Origin of the sequence: Caballeronia sp. NK8, assembly GCF_018408855.1 — a bacterium.
In the GTDB taxonomy this organism is placed as follows: Bacteria; Pseudomonadota; Gammaproteobacteria; order Burkholderiales; family Burkholderiaceae; genus Caballeronia.
This window is the reverse complement of the sequence record NZ_AP024325.1, coordinates 212,437-237,761: the sequence shown is the minus strand read 5'-3', so window position 1 is coordinate 237,761 and position 25,325 is coordinate 212,437. Positions and strand designations below refer to the sequence as shown.

The following is a 25,325-nucleotide window of genomic DNA, read 5'->3' as shown; positions in this document are numbered from 1 at the left end:
GTGTCATCGAAGTCCGTGCCTCATGAGAAGAACGGCAATGCGGCGCGTCTGGTTAATACTTTTTTGTCGAGTGAAACCATGCTCAGCTTTCCTCTTACTCCCGCACAGTTGGGCATCTTCTTTCGACAACAGGTCGACTTGCAGGATCCCCGATACAACCTGGCGCATCTGACCGAAATCGTCGGACCGCTCGATATCGACGTATTGGATTCGGCTTTGCGGCAGACCATCGCGGAGGCGGATGCAGTACAGGTCAGGCTGCGCGGCACGGACGGCTTGCCGCATCAGGTACTGGAGCGCGTCGACTTCAGGCTGCCAGTGCTCGACGTCAGCGGCGCTGCCGATCCGCTTCAGGCAGTCGAGGACCACGTACAGGCCAAACGTTCCACCGCGATCGATCTGAACGCGTGGCCGTTGTTCAACATCGCACTGCTGCGGACTGCGCCGGGCCGCTACTTTCTGTTTCTGTGCTTTCATCACCTCGTGTTCGACGGCTACTCGTTTCTTCTTTTCATCGAGCGGCTTGCGCAGATCTATTCGGCCTTGAAGAGCGGCTCACAGCCCGCTGCGGCCAGTTGGAGCTCTCTGACCGATCTGCTCGCCGATGACGAGGCTTACCGCGGATCGAGCGCTTTTCAGAAGGACCAGCATTTCTGGGGCGAATATCTGGCGGATTGCGCCGAGCCCCCGATCCTCGCCGGGGACGTGCAGAACGCATCGCCTGACGTTTCGACAGTCAAGGCCAGGATCAGGATTGCGCGGGAAACGGCCGCATCCTTGCGCCAGACGGCTCAGCAAAACGGCACCTCTTGGTCACAGTTCATCACCGCTGCGATGGCGGCCTATCTTGCGCGCGTCAGTGGCCAACCCGATGAAGTGGTGCTGGGGATGCCCGTCACTGCCCGCGTCGGACGTACGGCCAAGAACGTGCCGGCCATGATGTCCAATGTCCTGCCGCTGCGCGTGCCCGTCGATCCGACGTCGAGCATGATCGACCTCGTGAAGCGCGTTTCGGCTCAAAGCCTGCGCGTATTGCGTCATCAACGCTATCGGATCAAGGATATCCGGCGCGATCTGGAGCGCCTCGATATCGGTCAGCGATTGTTCGGGCCGATCGTGAATATCATGCCCGGCTTCAACAATGCAATCGCCTTCACGGATTGTGAGGTTGCTTCGACTCGCACCTTTTCGGTCACCCCCGATGACCTGACGCTGCACGTACACGATGAAGGAGAGGATGCAGGACTGAGGCTCGTGTTCGATGCAAGCGCCGCGCTCTATACCACCGAAGCAGTGCAAACGCATTTGCGGCGGTTCACGCAGTTTCTGGAGCATGCCATCGCGCAGCCCGGCGCTCCCTTGCATACGCTCCCGCTGCTGTTGCCCGGCGAGCGCGCGCAACTCGATGCATGGACTGACACAAACGCTTCGTTATCCGAATCGAAGTGCGTCCATCATCTGGTCGAGCGGCAAGTCGCGCGTACTCCCGATGCGATCGCGCTCGTCTCCGAAAATCAGTCTCTTACCTATGCGGAACTCGATGTGCGGGCCAATCGGCTTGCGCATCAGTTGATCGCGCGGGGCGTCGGACCCGAAGCACGCGTGGCGCTGTGCGTGAAGCGCAGCCCTGAGTTCGTGATCGCGCTGCTGGCGATTCTCAAGGCAGGCGCGGCCTATGTGCCGCTCGATCCGGCCTATCCGGGCGAGCGGCTGGCCTACATGCTCCGCGACGCGGCGCCCGTACTGCTTATCGCCGATGCCGCCGGACGCGAGGCGCTCGGTCATACCGGCGATGTGCCGACACTCGGCCCCGACGCCTTCGACGACACCCTGCCCGGTCACGCTCCGCAGGTTCCCGGCCTCGGTTCCCGCGATCTCGCGTACGTGATCTACACATCCGGGTCGACGGGCACGCCGAAGGGCGTCATGGTCGAGCATCGCAACATCGTCAATCTCGCTGAAGCGCAGATCGAGCTTTACGGTGTCCGTCCGGAGAGTCGCATCGTGCAGTTCGTTTCGCCCGGCTTCGATGTCAGCGTTGCCGATGTATTCATGACCCTGGCTGCGGGCGCTGCGCTCTATCTGCCGGTTCGTGACGACTGCCTCGCGGCCACTTCGTTGATCGAGTACATGCGACGGCACGCCATCACGCATGCGCAATTGCCACCCGCGCTGCTGCAGGGACAGAATTCGCTGGCCCTGCTGCCGAGGCTTCAGGTTCTCGTGCTGGGTGGCGAATCGCCGGGTGTCCCGCTGATGCGAGCGGTGCAATCCGAAATCAAAATCTTTAACGCCTATGGCCCGACGGAGACCACGGTGTGCGCAACAGCGTGGCGCAGGCCAGAGGGATTCGACGGCAAAACCGTGCCCATCGGCCGGCCGCTTCCCAACACGCGGATCTACCTGCTCGATGCACACGGCCAGTTGATGCCGCCCGGCGCGGTCGGCGAGATGTTCATCGGCGGTGGCGGTGTCGCGCGTGGTTATCTGAATCGACCGGATCTCAGCGCCGAACGCTTCCTCCATGATCCCTTCAGCGACGCGCCCGGCGCGCGCATGTATCGCACCGGCGACCTCGCCCGCTGGCTCCCCGACGGCAACATCGAGTTTCTGGGCCGCAACGACCATCAGGTCAAGATACGGGGCTATCGCATTGAACTCGGCGAGATCGAGGCGCGGCTGGCGGCGCATGAAGGCATCCGCGAGGCGGTCGTTCTGGCGCGCGAGACGGGTGGCGCAAGCAAGCATCTGGTGGCCTATTACACGCCTGCTGCCGGGCACGAAGCGCCGCAGAACCAGCAGTTGCGCGCGCATCTGATGCAGACGTTGCCGGAGTACATGGTGCCCGCAGCTTACGTGATGCTGGAGGCGCTGCCGCTCACGCCCAACGGCAAACTGGACCGGCGTGCGTTGCCCGCGCCGGACGACGAAGCGTTCACGCGCCGTGATTACGAAGCGCCGGTGGGCGACTCGGAAACGCTCATCGCCGCGATCTGGGCCGAAGTGCTGGGGCGCGAGCGCGTGGGCCGGCACGACAACTTTTTCGAACTGGGCGGCCATTCGCTGCTGGCGGTGACGCTGATCGAAAGAATGCGTCAGGCGGGCGTGCAGGCCGATGTGCGCGTGCTGTTCAGTCAGCCGAGCGTCGCCGCGCTCGCGGCGGCGGCACATGACGTGCGCCACGCGGTCGCGGTGCCGCCGAACGGCATTCCCGCCGGCTGCGAAGCGATCTCGCCGGAAATGCTCACCCTCGTGAAGCTCAACGAGCGGCAGATCGAGGCGGTCGTGGCGCGCGTCGAAGGCGGCGCTAGTAATGTTCAGGATATCTATCCTCTTGCGCCGCTGCACGAGGGGATGCTGTTCCACCATATCGCGGAAGCCGACAGCGATCCATATCTGCAAAGCATGATGCTGGCCCTGCCCGAGCGCGTGGAACTCGCGCGCTTCGTGGAAGCGCTGCAAACGGTGATCGCGCGGCACGACATCCTGCGCACCGCGATGCTGTGGGAAGATCTGCCCGAACCGGTTCAGGTGGTGTGGCGCGAAGCGCGGGTGATCGTCGAAGAAGTCACGCTGTCGCCGCAGGATGGCGAGATCGAAGCGCAATTGGCGCAGCGCTTCGATTCGCGGCATCATCGGCTGGACGTGCGGCAGGCGCCCATGATGCGCCTTTATGTGACTCGCGATGAGGCCAACGGCCGCTGGCTGCTGCAACTCCTGGGCCATCACATGGTGATGGACTACACGGCGCTCGAACTGATGCTGCAGGAGATCGAGTCGATCCTGCGTGGCGAGACGGAGCGCCTCCCCACTCCGCTTCCGTACCGCAACTTCGTCGCGCAGGCGCGACTGGGCATCAGCCGCGACGAACACGAGGCTTACTTCCGCGAAGTGCTCGGCGACGTGGACGAACCGACGCTGCCGTATGGCCTGAGCGACGTTCAATCCGGCGGCTCGGGCATCGCGGAGTTCAGGACGATGCTCGCGGCGGGACTGAACCGGCAGTTGCGCGAGGAAGCGCGCAAGCTGGGCGTGAGTGTCGCGAGCCTGTTTCATCTTGCGTGGGCGCATGTGCTGGGGCGGGTATCGGGCCGTGAGGACGTGGTGTTCGGCACGGTGCTGCTCGGCCGCATGCAGGGTGGCGAAGGCGCGGACCGCGTGCTCGGCATGTTCATCAACACGCTGCCGATTCGAATCGACCTGCACGATGTCAGCGTCGGCGATGCCGTGCGGCACACGCACGCGGCATTGTCCACGCTGCTGCACCATGAACACGCTTCGCTGGCGCTGGCGCAGCGTTGCAGCGGCGTGGCCGCGCCGTCGCCGCTCTTCAGCGCGCTGCTCAATTACCGGCATGGCCGCGCGTCCGCCGCAGCGAACGACTTGAGCGGCGTGACAGTGCTGCGCGGCGATGAGCGCACCAACTATCCGCTGTTGTTGTCGGTGAACGACTTCAGTGACGATTTCGAACTGGTCGTGCAGGCCGATACGCGTGTCGATGCATCACGCGTGGCCGGCTACATGAACTGCACGCTCGACGCGTTGGCCGTGGCGCTCGCGCAAAGCCCGTCGCTGCCCGTACGCGGTCTCGAGATGCTGCCGCTCGCCGAGCGCGAACGCTTGCTGGTGAAGCGCAACGAAACCACGATGGACGTGCCCGAAACCACGCTGACGGCGATGTTCGAAGCGCAGGTCTCGAAGTCGCCCGACGCCGTCGCCGTGGTGTACGAAGCACAGAGCCTGACTTACGGCGAGCTGAACGCCCGCGCCAATCAACTGGCGCATCACCTGATCGCCGAGGGCGTCCAGCCCGACGACCGCGTCGCGATCTGCGCGGAACGCGGCCTCGAGATGATGATCGGCGTGCTGGGGATTCTGAAGGCCGGCGCGGGCTATGTACCGCTTGACCCGGCGTACCCTGTCGAGCGGCTCGCCTACATGCTGGACGATTGCGCGCCGGTGGCGGTGCTCGCGCAGGCAAGCGTGCGCGACGTGCTGGGCGAACCTTCCGCGCCGGTCATCGAACTGAACGCCCGGGCCTTCGACGCACAACCGGCGCACAACCCGGTGGTGGCGAATCTGAACTCGCACCGCCTTGCCTATGTGATCTACACGTCCGGCTCGACGGGCCAGCCCAAGGGTGTGATGATCGAGCATCGCAACGTGGTGCGGCTGTTCGCCGCCACGGCCCACTGGTTCGAATTCGGCGCGAAGGATGTCTGGACGCTGTTCCACTCCTTCGCGTTCGATTTTTCGGTGTGGGAAATCTGGGGCGCGCTGCTGTATGGCGGCCGGCTGGTGGTGGTGCCGAAGCTGGTGAGCCGCTCGCCGCAGGACTTCTATCGCCTGCTGTGCGACGAAGGGGTGACGATCCTGAACCAGACGCCGAGCGCGTTCCGGCAACTGATCGCGGCTCAGGGTGAAAGCCATCTGACTCATCGTTTGCGCCAGATCGTCTTCGGTGGCGAAGCTCTGGAGCCAGCGATCCTGCAGCCGTGGTATGCACGCGAGCAGAACGCGGCTACGCAACTGGTGAACATGTATGGGATCACGGAAACCACGGTCCACGTGACCTATCGCGCGCTGAGCGCCGAGGATGCGCAGCGCACGGGCCGCAGTCCGATAGGCGGGCGGATTCCCGATCTGCGCGTCTATGTGCTGGACGCTCAGGGCCAACCGGTGCCCGAGGGCGTGACCGGCGAGATTCATGTCGGTGGTGCGGGCGTCGCGCGCGGCTACCTGAACCGTGCGGAACTGACCGCGCAGCGATTCGTGCACGATCCATTCAGCAGCGACGCGCAAGCGCGCATGTACAAGTCCGGCGATCTCGGTCGCTGGCTGGCCGATGGCACGCTCGAGTATCTGGGCCGTAACGATGACCAGGTGAAAATCCGGGGCTTCCGGATCGAGCTGGGCGAGATCGAAGCGAAGCTGCTTGGATGCAAAGGGGTGCGCGATGCTGTCGTAGTCGTTCGACAGGATAATTCGGATGACAAACAATTGGTCGGATATGTGGTGGCTCATGACGGAACGGCGCCATCGGCGGCAGATCTGCGTGAACAGCTCTCGATGGTACTGGCCGACTACATGGTGCCGAGCGCCTTCGTGAAACTGGATGCGTTGCCGCTGACGCAGAATGGCAAACTGGACCGGCGTGCGTTGCCGGCGCCGGATCAGTCATCCGTGGTGACGAAGAACTACGAAGCGCCGCAAGGAGAGGCGGAAATCACGATCGCACGGATCTGGCAGGAGCTTCTGGGTGTCGAACGAGTTGGCCGTCACGATGACTTCTTCGCGCTCGGGGGCCATTCGCTGAAAGTGATCACGTCGCTGGCGCGTCTTGCCAGTGTGTTCGATAAAAAGATCGCTCAGCTCGATTTCTATCGCCAGCCGACGGTCGCGGGCGTCGCCGCCCTGCTTGCTCGCGATACCCACGCGGCGGACGAGACCAGCGCACTGGTCCCGCTGATCGCGCGCGGTACCGCACCCACACGGCTGACGGTCGTGTGTGCACCGTATGCGGGTGCATCGGCCACCGTGTTCCGGCCTTTCGCCGACGCGCTCTGCTCGCGCGATCCGACGCTCGCCGTGCGCGCGATCGCGCTGCCGGGCAATGAGCTTGGCAGTGATCCGCAAGATTACGTATCGGTGGAGAAGATGGCGCAAGCCTGCGCCGACGAACTCGTCGCCACGGACACAGGCGAGATCGCAGTGTACGGCCATTGCGTCGGCAGTTTTCTGGCGTTCGAACTGGTTCGCCAGCTCGAACGGCGCGGGCGGAAAGTCGCGCTGCTCACGGTTGCGGCGGCGTTTCCGCTTCCCTGGATTCTGCGCAGGCTGCCGATGCCCGCGCCCTGGAGCTTCACCAGCGACAGCAAACTGCAGGCGCTGATAAAACGCTGGGGCGGCACGGCCGAAGAGATGGAGCCGGATGTCATCGCCTTCATGATGGGCAACTTCCGCAGAAACGCGCAACTGACGTTCGAATACGAGCGGCGCCGGGCAGACGAGAAGATCGCCGCGCCGATACTCTGCATCGTCAGCCGCGACGATCCCCTGACGCGCGGACATGCGCTGCGCTTTCGCGCGTGGTCCGCGTTGTCGGATCGGGCGGCGCTGGCCGTCATTCCGGAGGGGCAGCACTATTTCATCGGCACTCGTCCCGGGCAGGTGGTCGATATCGTCTGCAGACATCTGGATGACGGCGCGCCGACGCGCGCGAACGAACCGCACGGGACGTTGACGACCGGGTAACGTGCAAAATCCGGGGCGCGCGTTTCGAATTTCGCGCGCCTCGATCGAGTCTTACCCAATACTTGATCAAATCGGTTGGACTTGATATACTCTAAGGCGAAGTTCAAGAAGTCGACTGCTGCTCATCAATCGTCCGTCCGTTGCCGGAATTCGTTGTCCACTCCCTCCTTGATTCTTCTCCCGCTCAACAGGCACATCATATTTTTCAAGGTTTCACATGGATAACGGCACCGTCAAGTGGTTCAACGACACCAAGGGCTTCGGCTTCATTACGCCCGATAACGGCGGCGATGATCTGTTCGCCCACTTCTCCGAAATTCGCGCCGATGGTTTCAAGACCCTCGTCGAAGGTCAGAAGGTAAGCTTCGAAACGAAGCGCGGCCCCAAGGGCATGCAAGCGTCGAACATCAAGCCGCTGTAAGCGTAGTATTCCGGGATCCGGCGTCCGGATCCCGTCCCTTCAGGTCCTTTCCCCGCACCCCCGCTTCATCGCAGCGAGTCCCGACAACGGTCGGTATCTACGCACGCACTCCTCCATTTCCGCGTTCGAACGTAAGTGTCGACGCTCAAAAATATAAAATTCAAATGACATCCATTCAGAGCTACCGCGGCTATGCGGTACAAGCATCCGCACACCGTCTACCCGATCGAACCTTTTCGGCCAATGTGTCCGTCGACCGTTCGAACGAGCATTTTCCTGAATCGCAGTACACCTTTTATTCCCTCGGTTATTTCTCGAAGGAAGGCGAGGCGATCTCCTACGCGCGCCGCTGGGCGAAGGACTGGATCGACACACGCGGATAGACGAAGCGAAAGATTCATTTTGCACACGCGCTGAAGCGCGTACCATGAATCACTCCGCCCGGATGTCCGTTCTGGCGTGTCTTCCTTGCAGGAACCACCGCCATTTCCTATTTGCTCAACGAGCCTGACACAGCGCGCAAGCCCACGGTGGAAGCACTCTTGCTGACCGCCGTGCGAGTTCGCACATTTGCACAAACGCGCCATCTGACCAACGCGAGCGGTTTCTTCTTCGCGCGTGAGGAGCGTCTCTTTCTCGTCACGAGCCGTCATGTGCTGGTGGACGCGCCAAGCCAGCATTTTCCAGATCACGTCGAGATCGAACTGCACGTGGATCGCGGCAATCTGGGCGCTTCGGCGTGGGTGTCGCTGCCGCTCTATGCCACAGGCATGAGCCTGTGGCGGCAGGCATCGGATGCGGGCGGCGAGATCGACGTCGCCGTGCTCGAAGTTCCACGGGATCAGTTGCCGCGCACGGCGGTATTTGCCGCGTTTCGTCCTGAACATCTGCCTACATCGAGCGACTCGATGCCGATCGGCGCTTCCGTGCTGATCGTCGGTTTTCCGCTGGGATTTCACGACTCGCTGCATCATCTGCCGGTGGTGAGGCAGGGCGTCATCGCGTCCGCTTTCGGGCTGCGCTTTCAGGGCAAAGGCTGCTTCATCACAGATGCCCGCACACACCGGGGCACGAGCGGCGCGCCCGTCGTGATAAGCCACCTGTCGACCGATGCCAACGGCGCGTCGTGCGCGCTTCCCTGGCGCCTCCTGGGCATCCATTCATCGACCATCGACATGACCCAGCGCGATCTGCACGTCGACGAAACGCTCGGCCTCAACAGCGCCTGGTACGCCGATGTGCTGATGCGCCTCACCGAAAACTGATTCGGCAAGCTAACGATCGAGAAACGAACGCAGCTTGTCCGCGCGGCTGGGATGCATCAGCTTGCGGATAGCCTGGCTTTCGATCTGCCGTACGCGTTCGCGCGATACGCCCAGTTGCGTGCCCAGCTCGCCAAGCGTAAATTCGCTGGGCATATCGATTCCGAAGCGCATTCGCAGCACCTTCGCCTCGCGTGGCAACAGCACGCTCAACGCATCGTTTATGGCGATACGCATGTCCGCGTGCTCGGCGGCCTGGAGCGGCGAAGCCTCGTTCGAATCCTCGATCATGTCGCCGAGCGTCGTTTCGGCTTCGTCGTTGGCCGGCGCGTCCAGCGAGATCAGATGCATCGCCATCTTCTGAATGCTGCTGATGCGCGCCTCGGGCAACTCCATGCGCTCGGCCAAAGCCGCCGACGGCGCAGGCTTGCCGGTCTGCTGCAGAATCTCGCTCGAAATGCGGTTGAGCTTGTTGATCGTCTCGACCATATGCACCGGCACGCGGATGGTGCGCGCCTGATCCGCGACCGCGCGCGTCACCGCCTGACGGACCCACCACGTCGCATACGTAGAGAACTTCCAGCCGCGCCTGTACTCGAATTTGTCGACGGCCTTCATCAAGCCGATATTGCCTTCCTGAACCAGATCCAGAAAGTGCACGCCGCGGTTCACGTATTTCTTGGCGATCGAAATCACCAGGCGCAGATTCGCCTCGATCATGTCGTTCTTCGCACGCCGCATGCGCGATTCAGCTGCGAGCAATTGCCGGCTGACTTGCTTCAACTGTTGAATCGGCATCGCTGCGAGCCGTTCGAGATCGATCAGACTGTGCTGCTCGGCCTGGATATCGGGCAGGCTGCGTTCCAGCGATGCGCCATATTCGTGCGATTTCGCGGCGGCTTTCGTGGTCCAGTCGAGATTGGTCTCGTGGCCCGGAAACGATGCAATGAAATGCTCGCGCGGCATCCCGCAACGGTCGATAGCGATGCTGCCGATCCGCCGCTCGATCTGACGCACATTCGCGAGGCGCTGCTGCATGTCGCTGCAAAGGCGATCGACGGTGCGTGCCGTGAAGCGCACGCGCGCAAGTTCGCTGCGAATGGCGTCGTGAGCCTTCGGGTCTTTGCGCGATCGATCGACGCACTCGCCCACGCGGGCAAACAGGACGAGTGCGCCGTCCCTGAGTTGCGTCAGCCGCAAGCGGTTCGCTTCGTCCTCTGAATCGGCGTCGCTTTCGTCATCGTCGCGCGTGGATTGCGCGACCTCCAGCGCTGCCGGCATGCTGTCGTCATCGATACCATCGATCAGTTCATCGATGCCGAGTTCGCCGGCCGCAACCTGGCGCGCGCTTGCGAGGATCATCGAGATGATCGGCGGGCAGGCCGCGATGGCCTGAATCATCTCATTGAGACTTTCTTCGATACGCCTGGCAATCTGAAGCTCGGCCGTACGCGTCAGCAATTGCTTCGCGCCCATCTCGCGCATGTACATACGCACCGGATCGGTCGTGCGGCCAAGTTCGGCATCGACGGTGGACAGCGCGCTTTCGGCATCCTCGTCCGACTGGTCGTCGAGCGTGACGATCGGGACCGTGTCATCGAGCAGCAGCGTCTCGGGGTTGGGCACGTGTTCGTAGACCGCTACGCCCATCTCGCGGAAGGTGCGCGAGATGTCGTCGAGCACGGCGGGTTGCGCGAGATCGCCCGGCAGATGATCGTTGATCTGTGCGTGCGTGACAAAGCCCTGATCCTTGCCCAGATGGATCAAGGCGCGCACTGCGTGTTGCTGTTCCGTCCGCAACATATCGACGGGTGCGGCCGCGATGACCAGCTTGCCCTTCTTCGCCGTTGCGGCGCGGGCCTTCGGCGCCTGTGAGCGCGAATCTTCAGTTGCTTCTTTTACGTGGGAACCGGCCATTCTCTCTCCGCAGCAAGCTGCATTGCCAATGTGAGACTCAGGGTCTGTTCACCTATAAAACGGCCATGCGAACGCCCGAAATCGGCTGCAGTGCAAGGAGCGCGTCGCGCCGTTTGGCCGCCCCAAACAAGCGACGCGCGACGCCGCAATGCGGCCGATTTCGGGCGTTCCCCTGACTTGAATTTAGAGCTAGGGGTTGCCCCGTAAAAGGGCCGCTCGCGGCGTCATGCTCCTCGCGAATACGCCCGGTATTAGCTTCGTCGCATTCCTTGCGATCGGCCCTTTTACGGGGCAACGCATGGCCGTTTTATAGGTGAACAGACCCTGGCCAGCACGCGTTTCAATCGACGGAAAAAGAAGCCGATTCAACCGAAACGAACATGGAGCCATTCCTGCGCCCAGTTCCTCGCGAACGCGACAGCTTCGTCACGCCGGTCGAAGCCGGCAAGATCGCCGCTGATGAAAACATCCGTTTCGCTGCCATCCACACCGTTGGTGCTGATGCGCGCATGCGCCATATACTCGCCGTCGGCCCGGCGCGGTGTTGGATCGATGCGAAAGCTGGTGGTGCTGGGTTGCATATCGTTGTCTCTCTCATGATCGCGGATTGCGAAGATGACGCGTATCGCTAATCGAGGAACGACCTCGCCTGCGGACACGTATCGATCATCTGCTCGGCATAGGCAGTCGATGCGCGACGGGCGTCGCCGGCACTCTGAAACGGCTCCTCGCTGACTTTGAAGACGCGGCTTCGCGGTACGCCCATCGGCACTGGCGGTTCCTGGATACGCACGGCGGCGTCGTATCCCTCGTCCGGATTGGCACCATGTCCGGACCCCGCGGGCCGATGCGCAAAAACGAGCGGATAAATTTCCAGGCCACGATAAAGACGGATTTCGGCTGTCATCAGATGATCCCGCGCCGCATTCACGCGGCAATAAGGCAATTAAGTAAGGGTGCGTGGAGCAGTATCGGCAAAGCTGACTCACGACCGCGTTGCACGGTCTCCGATCTGAGACTGATCCCGTTCAGGGCAGGCGCTCAAGCGCCAGCGAGTGCGCGAAGTGTACGCCGCTCGCTTGATAGGCCCATCGTACGCGGTTTGCAGGTTTTGTATAGCGAAATTTTGCCTTGCAGCCCGGCCCGGCTGGGTAGACGATGTCTATTCCTCCCTGATTCGCCGCGTGCGGAATGCGCGCGGACGCTTCGAATAGCGTGGGTACACGTATTGCGCGCCATTCATGCGCAAGACTTCCGCGAGAATTCGCGCATCCTTCGCGTGTTCACGACAAGGACGACAAGTGCCGCTGTCATCGCACCCCTCAACACCATGCCAACGATCCCGAGGTATGCATGAAAGTCCGCTTCATCACCTACGTGAACTGCCCCTGCGGTCATCGCGGCTCGATTGTCGAGAGCATCTACGATGATGGACAGTCTCACTGGTATCAGGCCACGCTACACGACCTGTCGCACGCCGGTCACTACGACGGAGCCGATCGGCTCTTCGCTGAGAACACGCCCGCGTGCGCCGCGTGCGGCCTTTCGCTGACGCCGGAACATGTCGATTCGAACGAGTACATGACGCGGCAGATCGGCAGGCACGCGGCGAACAGCGCTTAAACGCTCAACGTGCCACGACCACGAAGGGCGCAACGTTGCTGTACACGGAACCGCTCGTGAACGACCGCATCCCGAGGTCGATGCTTCGGTACTTTCCGTTAGCCATCTGCTTCAACTGACTGACGGACCATGTGCCTTCCTGTTCGAGAAAGATCGATTGGGTCGTCGGCTCGTACTGGATAAAGTCGATCGGTTTCGAGGCGCTCAGCAAGGTCGCCTTGGCTCGTGTCGTCACGTCATAGAGAATGACCGGACTCGGGCTTGCAGCATGGTCATCGGCAAAGAGGATTTGCTGATTGCTGATGGCCGTGAGCGATGTCGGCTGCTTTTCCGGCAGATCGGTCAGCACACGCGTGATGCCGCTCTCCAGATCCATTTCCGTCAACCTGCCGTCGGTGAGCGGCGACGCAAAGCTGACGAAGTAGGCCTTCTTCGCATCAGGCGTCACGGCGAATTGATCACGCATCACGCTCGGCACCGAGCCCGCCGGATAACCGCCCGTGATCAACGCGCTGGCGATATCGATGCGAAGCACTTCCAGATTCGTCCCCGATGCGTTCGTCAGCGCGAACAGGGTTCCGGCGTCGTTTCTGGCCGTTGCCATCCGGATGACGGCATAGCCTTCGGGCACCGCGATTTTCCTGAGCAGCGCCCCCGAGTCCGTGTCGATGATGCCGACGAAGCCCTTGCTCGACAGATAGACCTGCCTTCCATCCGGCGCGGGCAGGAGGCTATAACCGGTAGAAGCCGCCAACAAAGGACCGATGGGCGTGACGTGCAGCACCGTATTGCTCGCGGTGTCGATGGTGGCGAGATCGATCGAGGTCGGACTTCTCTCCAGCAGCACATGCAGACGCTTTCCGTCGGTGCTGGCGAACATCTGATCGACCCGTTTGTAGTCGCCCGTCAGCGTAAGATCGATCGATGCCTTCACGGCGCGCGAAGCGAAATCATACGCGGTCACCTGCGCCGGAGCCTGAGCGCGCGTCAACGCATAGACGGTCTCGTCGGTCCTCGGAGGCCCGTAGTACTTCTGCGCCATTTCGATGTCGGTAGCACTTAATTTACCGTCGCCGTTCCAGTTCGGATTGCAGTAATTCATGATCGATGCGAGATCCCACTCGCCGATCATCGTGTCGCCCGAATTGCCTTGCACGGGCTCCTTGCAGGTCGAAGGTGTGTCGGGCCTGTTCTGTTCATGCGCGAAGCCCAGCGCGTGACCGAATTCGTGCGCGGCAATCCGGCGAATGCAGTACTCCTCGCGCCCCTGACAACTCGGACTCCAGTTCTTGAACGTGAAATCGAGCGTCATGCCACCCACGGCGTTATTCAGCATTGCGCCGAGGCCGAAGGTATGCGGTCCGGTCTCGGCAGTGTCCTCGACCTTGACCCGTATGCCATAGTAGTTCGGAACGTTCGTGCATTGCTGCCAGCCGGTGAACCGTGCGCCCGAATGCTGCTCCCAGGTTTCCTGGACCGCGAGACGGCTCCAGTTGCGCTGCGCCGAGTAGCGCGCGAAATCGGCGTTGTTCATGTCCCAGCAAACGCCGATGGGTACGCGGTCCCAGATGACTGTCGATAACGCGTAACCCTTGGTCGTGGCCGCTCCCTGTGAGGCGGATTGTCCGGCGGTGCTCTTCGCGTTCGAGCCCAGTGCATCCGAGCCTGAGTCGCCGCCGCATCCACTAATCAATACTCCTGACGATATAGCCAGTGCCAGCGCGCATATCCTTCTCATTTTCGTCTCCGTGTATCGAGACCATGCGAACCATGCGCGCATGGCGGAAGGAAGGGTATTCTCAGCGTGTAATCAAACTGGAAGCTTTATTACGGAGTATTGCTGAAGCTTGTGCCCTTCAGCATGAATACGTCAATCAATAATTCTCCGAATTGTCGGATCAGAGAGACGGGGCGCGTTGTGATCGCATAACGCGCTCTAAGCGCTGCGCGGAATGAAGCCGGGGCTGCCGGTTTTCACGACTTCGTTGAACCTGACCCGGGTCTGGATCGCGTTGATCGCGTCGAACGCATCATCGGGTAATGCGCAGATATCGAAGTTTTCCTGGGCGCGCTGCGCGCTCTTGGGCGTCGTGAGCAAAGCCGCGCCACGCTGCACGGCCCAGGCAAGCAACACCTGAGCAGGCGTGCGTTGCAATCGCGCGGCGATTGCCGTGATGACCGGATCGTCCAGCGGCCCGGGCTTGATGCCGTGCCCGAGCGGCGCGAATGCGAGCAACACGATGTCATGCGACTTGCAGAAATCCAGCAGATCGGCTTCCGGAAGATAGGGATGCGCCTCCACCTGCACGACCGCCGGTTTGATTCTGGCGGATTCGTACAGCGGCCGCAGCTCCTCCAGTCCGATGTCGGACAGTCCGATGGCGCGGCATCGGCCACGGTCGACGAGGTCTTCCATCGCCGTCCACGTGTCGAGCAGCGTCACGCCATCGTCATAAACAATGTTGCCGTGGTCATCGCGCGGATCCTGCTCGTCGCCTGGCCGAAACGCAAACGGCGTATGCATGAGATAGAGGTCCACATAGTCGAGCCGAAGCCTTTCGCAACTCGCCTCGAAAGCCGGTCCGACGCGCTCTGGCCGATGATTCGAATTCCACAACTTGGTGGTCACGAAGATTTCATCGCGCGCGATTCTTTCGGACGATAGTCCCGCCTGCAACGCCTCGCCTGCCTCGCGTTCGTTTCGATATCGCTCGGCGCAATCGAAATGCCGGTAGCCGACCTTCAGCGCATCGCGGGTCGCGCTTTTCGTCGTGGCGGCATCGGCAATGAGCGTGCCGAAACCGATGGCGGGCATCGCGCCGCTGCCTCGGGCGAGCGGCAACCTGACAAGCCGGAAATCTGAAAGCGTGGTCATAACGATACCCTCCGTAATCCGGAGAGTATGCGCCTCCATACCGGATGACGCGGGACGACCGTTTCTGCTAGATTGGGCGCGATCCGCTCACTGCGCAAACGCATTCCGGTCGCGCGATACGCTACCGCAAAACGCCATGCTGTAGGCGCGATCGTCGTATTCGACCTGACGCATGCGGCGTTCGAGATCCGCCATATCCGATGACGACGCGAGATAAGCGCGGTTCGAAGGAACGTCCGCGCTGGAAACCAGTTTGCCGATGAGATGCGAAAGAAGTGCGAACATGATGTGCTCCTTGTCCTGAAGATGGCGACGTTCGCGGAATGCCTCGCCGCCTGACGCAGCGCACGTAAAATCCGTTTCGTTGAATCGCTTCACATGCACCGCCGATGTGAAGCAGATTAATGCCCGAGAATTAGCTTCCAATGAGTGCGCCGAATGGGGAGCAGGCCGCAATGATGAGTACATGGCTGCACAATCTGCCGATCGGACTCATGGCGCTCGTCGTCTTCGGCGCGACGTTTCTCGCGGGCGCGGTGATTCATGTCATCACCAGCGCCCTCGCCGCCGGCAGGCACGGCAAGTCGTACAAGGCGATATCACCGGGCCTGCTTTCTCCGATCGGCGTCATCTTCGGTTTGTTCATCGCATTCACTGCCGCGCAGGTCTGGAACGACACGACGCGCGCCGATGCCGCCATCGATTCGGAAGCCGGCGCACTCAGATCGGTTGTCGTCATGTCGGCCGTTCTTCCACCGGAAGCGCAGACCGAATTGCGCAAGCTGATTCGAGACTACATTCGGGAAGTCGCCAGTTCCGAATGGCCATTGATGGCGCAAGGCATCGTGACGCTGAACATCAGCCCTCCTGCGCTGAACAAGGCAATCCAGTTCACGCTGTCCCTCAAGGTCGATACGCCCGGACAGCAGACCGCGCAGCGCGACGTGGCGGCATCGCTGGAGCAGGCGCTCGCCGCGCGACGCGAGCGCATTCTGATCAGTCGCTCCGAAGTGAGCGGTGTCAAATGGGCATGTCTGTCGTTTCTGGCCGTCTGCCTGCTGTTCGCGATCGCGCTGGTTCATGGCGAAAGCCGGCTGACATCAGCCGTGGCGATCGGCTTGTTCTCGGCGGCGCTCGCAACGACCGTCCTGCTGATCCTCGCGCACGACCGGCCTTTCACGGGCGAAATCGCCCTGACGCCCGAACCGCTTCTGCAAGTAATGCCCGACGATCGTTGATCGTCGCGGAGGACTTTGCTTTGTAAGGAGCGGTTAACTATCCTTGCAATTCCCGTCGTATATTTCGCTACGGCGGCTCGGGACGACATTCGCCGTAACGCAGGGACCGCACACCGCAGATTCCGAAACAATAACAAGGAGAACGGCCGTGTCCAGAATCAAACGCAATGATCCAGCCCCCTTCCGCGCCGGTCGCCGGCAATTTCTCGGCGTCACCGGCGCGGGCATGCTTGCGACGCTATTGCCCGGTTGCAGCGGCAGCGACGACAACGGCTCGCCCTATCCCCAGACCATCGCGATGGGTCAGCAGATGATCCAGCAGGCCGTCAGCAATACCGCGCAGCCTCCCGTGGCGGGCATTTCCATCGCCATGCTCAAAGGCACCAGCGTGGTCTGGCAGGAGGCGTTCGGCGTATCGTCCGTGCCGGGCCAGACCAAGGCGACGGCTCAGACGCGCTTCAATATCGGCTCGGTCAGCAAGCTCTTCGCGGCGCTCGCGGCTGCCATTCTTCAGGACCGCGGACTGATCGAACTCGATACGCCGATCGTCCATTACCTGCCGACCTTCACGATGCTTTCGCCCCAGTACGCGCAGATCACCACGCGGCATCTGCTGTCGCACGCGTCGGGGCTGCCGGGCACCAATTCGCGCAACCTGTTCACGTTCGCGCCGGTTCCCGGCTACGCCGCCGATACGCAAGCCGAACTGGCGAATACGCATCTGAAGCATCTGCCGGGCGAACTGGCGGTGTATTGCAACGACGGCTTCACGATGATCGAACAGATCGTCCTCGCGCTGACCGGGCAGAGCTTCGCGAGTTTCGTCGAAACGAACATCCTCGCACCGTTGAAGATGACGAACTCCAGCTATCTGACGAGCGTGCCCACCAGCGGCTCGTTCTCGTATCCGTTTGCAGATGGCACGCAGTATCAGGAATTCGTCAACGCTTACGCGACCGGCGGGCTGAGTTCCACGCCCGGCGACATGATGAATCTCGCACAGATGATTCTCGGCGGCGGCGTGTTTCAGGGGCAACGTGTGATATCCGCTGCGGCCATCGCCGAGATGGGCAAGGATCAATCTACCGGACTCCTGATCAACCCTTCACCCGAGTGGCGCTGGGGGCTCGGCTGGGATTCCGTCCAGCAGCCGGCGCTCGCCGCGGCCGGCGTTCTCGGTTGGGAGAAGGACGGCGGGACCGCGTTCTATTCGAGCGAGTTCTTCGTCGTGCCGCAGGCGCAATTCGCGCTGATGGTGACGGGCAATTCAGGCTACGACGCTCGCAAGCTCGCCGAAACGCTCGTGTTGTCCGCGCTGAAGGAAGACGGCACGATCGCCGCGTTGCCGGCGCAGGTCGGCGGCACGGCGCCGCCGGCCGCTTCGGGTCCGGCAATCGCCAATGCCGGCGGAATCTACGGCAACTCCGATTCGCCGCTGCAAGTGGTTGCCAATCCGGACGGCAGTGTGCAACTCAATCAGTGGAACGGACCCAAGCGCGTCTGGACGCAGCTCGGCGCGTACCAGTACCGCAACGACGGCTGGTGGTGGAGCAACAGCGATCCCGCGTCGTATCGCTTCACCGTCGTCTCCGGAACCGACAGCGCCGGCAACGCGTTCAGCTATCGCTATCTGATGAAGCGCGTCGTGCCGGGCGCGGGCTACGCCTTTCTCACGCTGGCGATCGGTCAGCAACTCGCGCCGCTTGCCCCGCTCGACAGCGCGTGGCAGCAGCGCCTCGGCACACAATGGACCTTGACCAATGATTCGCCGACGGCCGTGCCGATCGTCATCCTCGGCAACGAACCGGCTTATCTCACCACCTTGTCCGAGCTTCCGGGCTACGTCCTGTACGGCAATACCGACCTCCGCTATCAACTCTTCGTGCCGCTCTCGGACGATCGCGGCGGCATGTCGGTGAAGGTGCCCGGCAACTTCGGCCGCGACCTGTATGAGATCCGCTTCGCTTCGGCGAGCAGCGCTACTTCGCTAACGCTGGGTAGTTCGATCTACGCGCTCGCCTGATTGCGTTGGGGCGCGCAACGACGCGCCCCGATTCCGCATATCTGAAACCAATTGCTTGACATCTAAATTATCTAAGCCTAAATTACCATTTCGAGGAGACACCAGTCGGAGAGCAAGCATGCGCATCGTCTGCATCGGCGGAGGCCCGGCGGGCCTGTATTTCGGGCTTTTGATGAAACACCGCCACCCCACGTACGACATCACCGTAGTGGAACGCAACCGCCCGTACGACACCTTCGGCTGGGGCGTCGTCTTCTCCGATCAGACCCTCGGCAACCTGCGCGCAGCGGACCCGCAAAGCGCCGACACCATCCTCGATGCCTTCAATCACTGGGATGACATCGACGTGCATATCAACGGCCGCACGATCCGCTCGTCGGGTCACGGCTTCTGCGGCATCGGCCGCAAGCGCCTGCTGAACATCCTGCAAGCGCGTTGCGAAGAACTCGGCGTGAAGCTCGTATTCGAAACGCACGTCCTGAACGACGAAGACTACGACGCCGACCTCATCATCGCGAGCGATGGCGCGAACAGCGCGGTCCGGCAGAAATACGCGTCGACATATCAGCCCGATATCGATCTGCGCGAATGCCGCTTCGTGTGGCTCGGCACCAACAAGTGCTTCGAAGCCTTCACGTTCGCATTCGAAAAGACCGAATGGGGGTGGTTCCAGGCGCATGCCTATCGTTTCGACGAGAACACCTCGACGTTCATCGTCGAAGCGCCCGAGCGTGTATGGCGCGCCGCGGGCCTCGCCGACATGAGCAAGGAAGAAGGCATCGCGTTCTGTGAAAAGCTCTTCGCGAAGTATCTCGACGGCCACGCGCTGATGTCGAACGCCACGCACTTGCGCGGCTCGGCGCAATGGATCCGCTTTCCGCGCGTCGTGAATCGCGAATGGGTGCATTGGCGTGACGGCGCGAACGGCAAGCGCACGCCGATTGTGCTGATGGGCGATGCCGCGCATACGGCGCACTTCTCCATCGGCTCGGGCACGAAGCTCGCGCTCGAAGATTCGATCGAACTCGCGAACAGCATCGACACGGCCTTCGCGAAACAGGACGGCGATCTCGATGGCGCGCTCGCGCATTACACGCAAGTACGCAGCGTCGATGTGCTGCGCATCCAGAACGCCGCGCGCAATTCGACCGAATGGTTCGAAAACGTGGACCGTTATGCGTCGTTCGAACCCGAGCAGTTCGCTTATTCGCTGCTCACGCGCTCGCAACGGATCTCGCATGAAAACCTGCGCGAACGCGATGCACGCTATCTCGCCTCGTTCGAAGACTGGCTGGCCGCGCGCGCGGGCATCGAACGCGACGCGCAGCAACGTTCCGTTCCGCCGATGTTCACGCCATTCACACTGCGCGGCGTCACGTTGAAGAACCGCGTGGTCGTCTCGCCGATGGCGCAGTACTCCGCCATCGACGGCATCGCGGGCGACTATCACCTGATGCATCTCGGCGCACGCGCGATGGGCGGCGCGGCGCTCGTGATGACGGAGATGACCTGCGTGTCGCCCGAAGCGCGCATCACGCCGGGATGTCCGGGCATGTATGCGCCGGAGCATCTCGCGGCGTGGAAGCGCATCGTCGACTTCGTGCACGCGCAGTCGGACGCGAAGATCGGCATGCAGCTCGGTCACGCGGGCGCGAAGGCGTCGACGCGTGTGAGCTGGGAAGGCATCGATCAGCCGCTTGCCAGTGACAACTGGCCGCTCGTTTCCGCTTCACCGCAACAGTATGTGCAGGGCGTGAGCCAATGGTCGCGCGAGGCATCGCATGAAGCGTTGCGCGAGATCGAAGCGCAATTCGTGCGCGCCACGGAAATGGCCGCGCTTGCAGGCTTCGACTGGCTCGAACTGCATTGCGCGCACGGCTATTTTCTGTCGAGCTTTCTGTCGCCGCTCACGAATCATCGCACCGACGAATACGGCGGCTCGCTCGAAAACCGTCTGCGTTATCCGCTCGAAGTATTCAAGGCGATGCGCGCCGCATGGCCGCAAGACAAGCCGATGTCGGTCCGCATCTCCGCGCACGACTGGGTCGATGGCGGCACGACACCGGACGATGCCGTCGAGATCGCGCGCGGGTTCAAGGCCGCGGGCGCGGACATGATCGACGTCTCGTCGGGGCAAGTCAGCAAGCAGGAGAAGCCCGTGTATGGCCGCATGTTCCAGACGCCTTTCGCCGATCGCATCCGCAACGAAGCGGGCATCGCGACGATCGCGGTCGGTGCGATATCGGAAGCGGATCATGTGAACAGCATCATCGCGGCGGGACGCGCGGATCTGTGCGCGGTGGCGCGTCCGCATCTCGCGAATCCATCGTGGACCCTGAACGAAGCCGCGAAGATCGGCTACTTCGATATCGCGTGGCCGAAGCAATACGCCGCCGCGAAGTCGCAACTCGAACGCAATCTGGAACGCGAACGCGCGATGGCCGCCGACAATGCGCGCCTCACGCCGCAAGAACGTGCGCAACGCGCCGAAGGAACGGTCTGATCATGACAGGGCTTGCCGATCAACACGCGGTCGTCACCGGCGGAGGCAGCGGCATCGGCGCCGCGTGTGCAGAAGCGCTCGCGCGCGCCGGTGCGCGCATCACGCTGATGGGGCGCGATATCGCGCGTCTCGAAGCGCAGCGCGACGCGATGCGCGCGCATGGCGATGTCGCGTGCATCAGCGTCGATGTAACGAATGAAGCTGCGGTCGATGAGGCATTCGCGCGTGCCGGTCCGGTCGATATCCTCGTCAACAACGCCGGCCACGCGCAGGCCGCGCCGTTCACGCACACCGATGCCGCGCTCTGGCAACGCATGCTCGATGTGAACCTCACGGGCGTGTTCCTCTGCACGCGCGCCGCGCTGCCTTCGATGCTGAAACGCGGCCATGGCCGCATCGTGAATGTCGCGAGCACGGCGGGGCAAATCGGCTATGCGTATGTCGCGGCCTATTGCGCCGCAAAGCACGGCGTGATCGGCCTCACGCGCGCGCTCGCCGCCGAAGTCGCGACGAAGGGCGTGACGGTCAACGCGGTCTGTCCTGGCTACACCGAAACCGAACTGTTGCGCGCATCGCTCGACCAGATCATGTCGAAGACAGCGCGCAGCGAACAGGACGCACGCGATGCGCTCGTGCGCCACAACCCGCAACGCCGCTTCGTGCAACCGGAAGAAGTCGCCAGCGCCGTGCTATGGCTATGCGCGCCCGGTTCCGAAGCGATGAACGGGCAATCCATTTCCGTATCCGGTGGAGAAGTAACGTGACCCAAGCCGCACGCAACAGAAAGACGACGTCCGCGACGGAGCCCAGGGCGCCGCGCAAGGGCATCGAGAAGCCGGCGGAAAACGTCGTCGATCTGGAGATGAGCACGGGCGCCGACAGCCACATGGGCCTGCGTCTGTGGCTGCGCATGCTGACCACGACGAACCTCGTGCAGACCGAATTGCGCAAGCGCCTGCGCGCCGAGTTCGATACGACCTTGCCGCGTTTCGATCTGATGGCGCAACTCGAACGGCATCCGGAAGGCCTGAAGATGACCGAGCTGTCGCGCCGCATGATGGTCACGGGCGGCAATGTGACGGGCATCACGGATCAGCTCGAAAAAGAAGGACTGGTGTCGCGCTATACCGATCCAAACGATCGCCGCTCGATCAGCGTGCGTCTCACGCCGCAGGGCCGCGCCGCGTTCGACAAAATGGCGACCGCGCATGAGCAATGGGTCGTCGAAATGCTCGGCGGTCTCGAACTCAACGAGAAATCGCAGACGCATCAGCGGCTCGGCAAGCTCAAGCAGCATCTCATGAATACATTGAAAGACTGAAGGAGATGGCGATGACCCGATCCTCCGCCGAAGCGCTGCTCGCGGGCAATCGAACCACGCTCGCGGATTATCGCGCGACGCATTTTCTCTGGTCCGTGACGAACGGCGTCGCGACCATCACGCTGAATCGTCCGGAGCGCAAGAACCCGCTGACGTTCGAATCGTATGCGGAGTTGCGCGATCTGTTTCGCCAGCTTGCCTACGCGAGCGACGTCAAAGCCGTCGTGATCCACGGCGCGGGCGACAACTTCTGTTCCGGCGGCGACGTGCATGAAATCATCGCGCCGCTGATCGATTTGCCGATGCCCGAACTGCTGCTCTTCACGCGCATGACGGGCGATCTCGTCAAGGCGATGCGCCATTGCCCGCAGCCTGTCATCGCCGCTGTCGATGGCGTGTGCGCGGGCGCGGGCGCGATTCTCGCGATGGCCTCCGACATGCGTCTCGGAACCGCGCGCAGCAAGCTCGCGTTCCTGTTTGCGCGTGTCGGCCTCGCGGGCTGCGACATGGGCGCGTGCTCGATACTGCCGCGCATCATCGGTCAGGGACGCGCGGCGGAACTGCTCTTCACGGGCCGCTCGGCAACCGGCGACGAAGGCTATGGCTGGGGCTTCTACAACCGGCTCTGCACGCCCGAAACCCTGCTCGACGAAGCCGCGAAGCTCGCCTCCGAACTCGTGGCGGGCCCGACCTTCGCGCATGGCATCACGAAGAAGATGCTGCATCAGGAATGGAGCATGAGCATCGACGAAGCGATCGAATCCGAAGCGCAGGCGCAAGCCATCTGCATGAGCACGCGCGACTTCGAGCGCGCCTATCGCGCCTTCGCGGCAAAAGCGCGGCCCGTGTTCGAAGGAGACTGAGTTGAACGCCGATCCACACAGCGCGCTCGCGTGGCCTTTCTTCGATGCGCGGCATCGCGAACTCGCACGCGAGGTCGATGCATGGGCCACCGAGCATCTGCAGCACATCGATCACGCCGATACCGACGCGACCTGCAAGCGCCTCGTGCGCAAGCTCGGCGAAGCCGGGTGGCTGCGGCATTGCATCGGCGGCACGCAATACGGCGCGACGAACGACACGATCGATACGCGCGCCGTATGTCTTCTGCGCGAGACGCTCGCCAGGCACGACGGCCTCGCGGACTTCGCCTTCGCGATGCAGGGACTCGGCTCCGGCGCGATATCGCTCGCGGGCACGCACGAGCAGAAGGCGCGCTATCTGCCGCGCGTCGCGAACGGCACGGCACTCGCGGCGTTTGCGTTGTCCGAGCCCGAAGCAGGCTCGGATGTCGCGGCGATGTCGCTCGATGCGCGCGCCGATGGCGACGACTACGTGCTGAACGGCGGCAAGACCTGGATCTCGAACGGCGGCATCGCGGATTTCTATGTCGTGTTCGCGCGCACGGGAGAAGCGCCGGGTGCGCGCGGCATCAGCGCGTTCATCGTCGATGCGGATACGCCGGGCCTGCAGATCGCCGAACGCATCGATGTGATCGCGCCGCATCCGCTCGCGCGCCTGCATTTCGCCAACGCCCGAGTGCCGCGCAGCCAGATGCTCGGTGCGGCAGCCGAAGGCTTCAAGATCGCGATGCGAACGCTCGATATCTTCCGCACGTCGGTTGCCGCCGCGTCGCTGGGCTTCGCGCGCCGCGCCATGCAGGAAGGGCTCGACCGCGCCGCATCGCGCAAGATGTTCGCCCAGACGCTCGGCGATTTCCAGCTCACGCAAGCGAAGCTCGCGCAGATGGCATTGACCATCGACACCAGCGCGCTGCTCGTCTATCGCGCCGCGTGGCTGCGCGATCAGGGCGAGAACGTGACGCGCGAAGCGGCGATGGCGAAGTGGCACGCGAGCGAAGGCGCGCAACAGGTGATCGATGCGGCCGTGCAGTTGTGGGGCGGGCTCGGCGTGAAAAGCGGCACGGCGGTGGAATCGCTGTATCGCGAGATTCGCGCGCTGCGCATCTACGAAGGCGCGACGGAAGTGCAGCAACTGATCGTCGGACGAGACTTGCTGAAAGCGCACGGAGAACGTCAACGATGAGCCGAACCTTCGACATGCCGGTGCGCATCCGCTTCTCGCATTGCGATCCGGCGGGCATCGTCTATTTTCCGCAATACCTCGTGATGACGAACGCACTCGTCGAGGACTGGTTCAACGACGCGCTCGGTATCGACTATGCGCAGATGATCTCCGCGCGCCGTGTCGGACTGCCCATCGTCAGGCTCGGTTGCGATTTCTCGCGGCCGAGCCGCATGGGCGAAACGGTGACGCTCACGCTGTCCGTCGATTCCGTGGGACAGCGCTCGATTCGCATCGACATCGTCTGTCATTGCGATGGCGAAGTGCGCTTTCGCGCGAAGCAGGTTCTGGTGACCACATCGCTCGACGATGGACGCTCGATCGACATTCCCGGCGACATCGCCCGCGCCATCGAGCAGTTCGCGCCGGGCACGAGCCGCGCATTGCAAGAGGAGACACGCTCATGAAAAAGACCCTTCTGCCTTCGGGCTGGATCAAGCCGCGCGGCTATGCAAACGGCGTCGCGGCGCGCGGCACGCAGGTGTTCATCGCCGGACAGATCGGCTGGGACGAACAGGCGCGCTTCGTCAGCAGGGAGTTCGGCGCGCAGGCCGTGCAGGCGTTGCGCAACGTCGTGGCGATTCTGCGCGAAGCGGGCGGCAAGCCCGAACATCTCGTTCGTATGACGTGGTACGTGACCGACAAGCGCGCCTATCTCGCGGCGGCGAAGGAAATCGGCGCGGCGTTTCGCGAGCTGATTGGCGACTACGACATCGCCATGAGCGCGGTGCAGGTGGTCGCGCTCATCGAAGACGAGGCACTGGTGGAAATCGAAGCCACGGCTGTCATCCCCGACTAAGCGG

Annotated in this window: 20 protein-coding genes; 14 read left to right on the top strand and 6 right to left on the bottom strand. The window is 62.5% G+C overall.

All coding sequences use genetic code 11. The annotated features are described in order from the left end of the window. The first annotated feature begins 78 nt into the window (after positions 1-78). The 4 genes from NK8_RS26660 to NK8_RS26645 all read left to right on the top strand — a co-directional run bounded on the left by NK8_RS26660 (position 79) and on the right by NK8_RS26645 (position 8,940). A complete protein-coding gene (locus tag NK8_RS26660) occupies positions 79-7,254 on the top strand; it encodes a non-ribosomal peptide synthetase (protein WP_213232701.1) in 7,176 nt (2,391 codons plus the stop codon). Between the two features lie 217 nt (positions 7,255-7,471). Further along, positions 7,472-7,675, top strand: coding sequence for a cold-shock protein (locus NK8_RS26655; protein ID WP_061177343.1), 204 nt, complete (start codon positions 7,472-7,474; stop codon positions 7,673-7,675). Between the two features lie 164 nt (positions 7,676-7,839). Continuing rightward, complete coding sequence (locus NK8_RS26650; RefSeq protein ID WP_213232700.1) at positions 7,840-8,058, top strand: hypothetical protein; 219 nt, start codon at positions 7,840-7,842, stop codon at positions 8,056-8,058. A 147-nt stretch (positions 8,059-8,205) separates the two neighbouring features. Continuing rightward, on the top strand, positions 8,206-8,940 hold the full coding sequence (locus tag NK8_RS26645; protein ID WP_162070104.1) for a serine protease: 735 nt from the start codon (positions 8,206-8,208) through the stop codon (positions 8,938-8,940). Positions 8,941-8,949: 9 nt separating this feature from the next. On the opposite strand, the gene rpoD is transcribed toward NK8_RS26645, so the two are convergent. The 3 genes from rpoD to NK8_RS26630 form a co-directional block, all read right to left on the bottom strand. Further along, positions 8,950-10,740: an RNA polymerase sigma factor RpoD gene (gene rpoD, locus NK8_RS26640; protein WP_225936512.1), complete on the bottom strand. Its 1,791-nt coding sequence runs from the start codon at positions 10,738-10,740 to the stop codon at positions 8,950-8,952. 479 nt (positions 10,741-11,219) lie between these two features. After that, a complete protein-coding gene (locus NK8_RS42920; protein WP_225936478.1) occupies positions 11,220-11,435 on the bottom strand; it encodes a hypothetical protein in 216 nt (71 codons plus the stop codon). 47 nt (positions 11,436-11,482) lie between these two features. Further along, complete coding sequence (locus tag NK8_RS26630) at positions 11,483-11,761, bottom strand: hypothetical protein (protein ID WP_162070107.1); 279 nt, start codon at positions 11,759-11,761, stop codon at positions 11,483-11,485. 446 nt (positions 11,762-12,207) lie between these two features. Here NK8_RS26630 and NK8_RS26625 point away from each other — a divergent pair, with 446 nt between their 5' ends. Next, complete coding sequence (locus tag NK8_RS26625) at positions 12,208-12,477, top strand: hypothetical protein (RefSeq protein WP_162070108.1); 270 nt, start codon at positions 12,208-12,210, stop codon at positions 12,475-12,477. Positions 12,478-12,481: 4 nt separating this feature from the next. Here the strand turns inward: NK8_RS26625 and NK8_RS26620 are convergent, their stop codons facing one another. The 3 genes from NK8_RS26620 to NK8_RS26610 all read right to left on the bottom strand — a co-directional run bounded on the left by NK8_RS26620 (position 12,482) and on the right by NK8_RS26610 (position 15,637). Further along, positions 12,482-14,011, bottom strand: a complete 1,530-nt coding sequence (locus tag NK8_RS26620) for an ATPase (protein ID WP_225936477.1) — start codon at positions 14,009-14,011, stop codon at positions 12,482-12,484. Positions 14,012-14,413: 402 nt separating this feature from the next. Beyond that, positions 14,414-15,352: an aldo/keto reductase gene (locus tag NK8_RS26615; RefSeq protein ID WP_213232696.1), complete on the bottom strand. Its 939-nt coding sequence runs from the start codon at positions 15,350-15,352 to the stop codon at positions 14,414-14,416. A gap of 87 nt (positions 15,353-15,439) precedes the next feature. Next, positions 15,440-15,637 carry a DUF3563 family protein gene (locus tag NK8_RS26610; RefSeq protein ID WP_162070926.1) on the bottom strand — a complete coding sequence of 66 codons (198 nt, stop codon included), beginning with the start codon at positions 15,635-15,637 and terminating at the stop codon, positions 15,440-15,442. Positions 15,638-15,807: 170 nt separating this feature from the next. Here NK8_RS26610 and NK8_RS26605 point away from each other — a divergent pair, with 170 nt between their 5' ends. From NK8_RS26605 to NK8_RS26565, 9 genes are all read left to right on the top strand, one after another. After that, positions 15,808-16,590 carry a DUF4239 domain-containing protein gene (locus NK8_RS26605; protein ID WP_213232694.1) on the top strand — a complete coding sequence of 261 codons (783 nt, stop codon included), beginning with the start codon at positions 15,808-15,810 and terminating at the stop codon, positions 16,588-16,590. A 226-nt stretch (positions 16,591-16,816) separates the two neighbouring features. Beyond that, positions 16,817-18,613 carry a serine hydrolase gene (locus NK8_RS26600; protein WP_225936511.1) on the top strand — a complete coding sequence of 599 codons (1,797 nt, stop codon included), beginning with the start codon at positions 16,817-16,819 and terminating at the stop codon, positions 18,611-18,613. 118 nt (positions 18,614-18,731) lie between these two features. Continuing rightward, positions 18,732-21,116: a bifunctional salicylyl-CoA 5-hydroxylase/oxidoreductase gene (locus NK8_RS26595; protein WP_213232690.1), complete on the top strand. Its 2,385-nt coding sequence runs from the start codon at positions 18,732-18,734 to the stop codon at positions 21,114-21,116. Between the two features lie 2 nt (positions 21,117-21,118). Further along, positions 21,119-21,880: an SDR family NAD(P)-dependent oxidoreductase gene (locus tag NK8_RS26590; RefSeq protein ID WP_225936476.1), complete on the top strand. Its 762-nt coding sequence runs from the start codon at positions 21,119-21,121 to the stop codon at positions 21,878-21,880. Further along, a complete protein-coding gene (locus NK8_RS26585; protein ID WP_213232689.1) occupies positions 21,877-22,437 on the top strand; it encodes a MarR family winged helix-turn-helix transcriptional regulator in 561 nt (186 codons plus the stop codon). The genes NK8_RS26590 and NK8_RS26585 overlap by 4 nt, the downstream gene beginning before the upstream one ends. An 11-nt stretch (positions 22,438-22,448) precedes the next feature. After that, entirely contained in the window at positions 22,449-23,300 is an 852-nt protein-coding gene (locus NK8_RS26580) for an enoyl-CoA hydratase family protein (protein ID WP_213232688.1), read from the top strand. Position 23,301: 1 nt separating this feature from the next. Then, positions 23,302-24,483 (top strand): acyl-CoA dehydrogenase family protein, encoded by a 1,182-nt coding sequence (locus tag NK8_RS26575; protein WP_213232687.1) that lies wholly within the window; start codon positions 23,302-23,304, stop codon positions 24,481-24,483. Then, entirely contained in the window at positions 24,480-24,929 is a 450-nt protein-coding gene (locus tag NK8_RS26570) for a thioesterase family protein (RefSeq protein ID WP_162070116.1), read from the top strand. The genes NK8_RS26575 and NK8_RS26570 overlap by 4 nt, the downstream gene beginning before the upstream one ends. Continuing rightward, positions 24,926-25,321 carry a RidA family protein gene (locus NK8_RS26565; protein ID WP_162070117.1) on the top strand — a complete coding sequence of 132 codons (396 nt, stop codon included), beginning with the start codon at positions 24,926-24,928 and terminating at the stop codon, positions 25,319-25,321. Before NK8_RS26570 ends, NK8_RS26565 begins: the two co-directional genes overlap by 4 nt. Positions 25,322-25,325 lie beyond the last annotated feature (4 nt).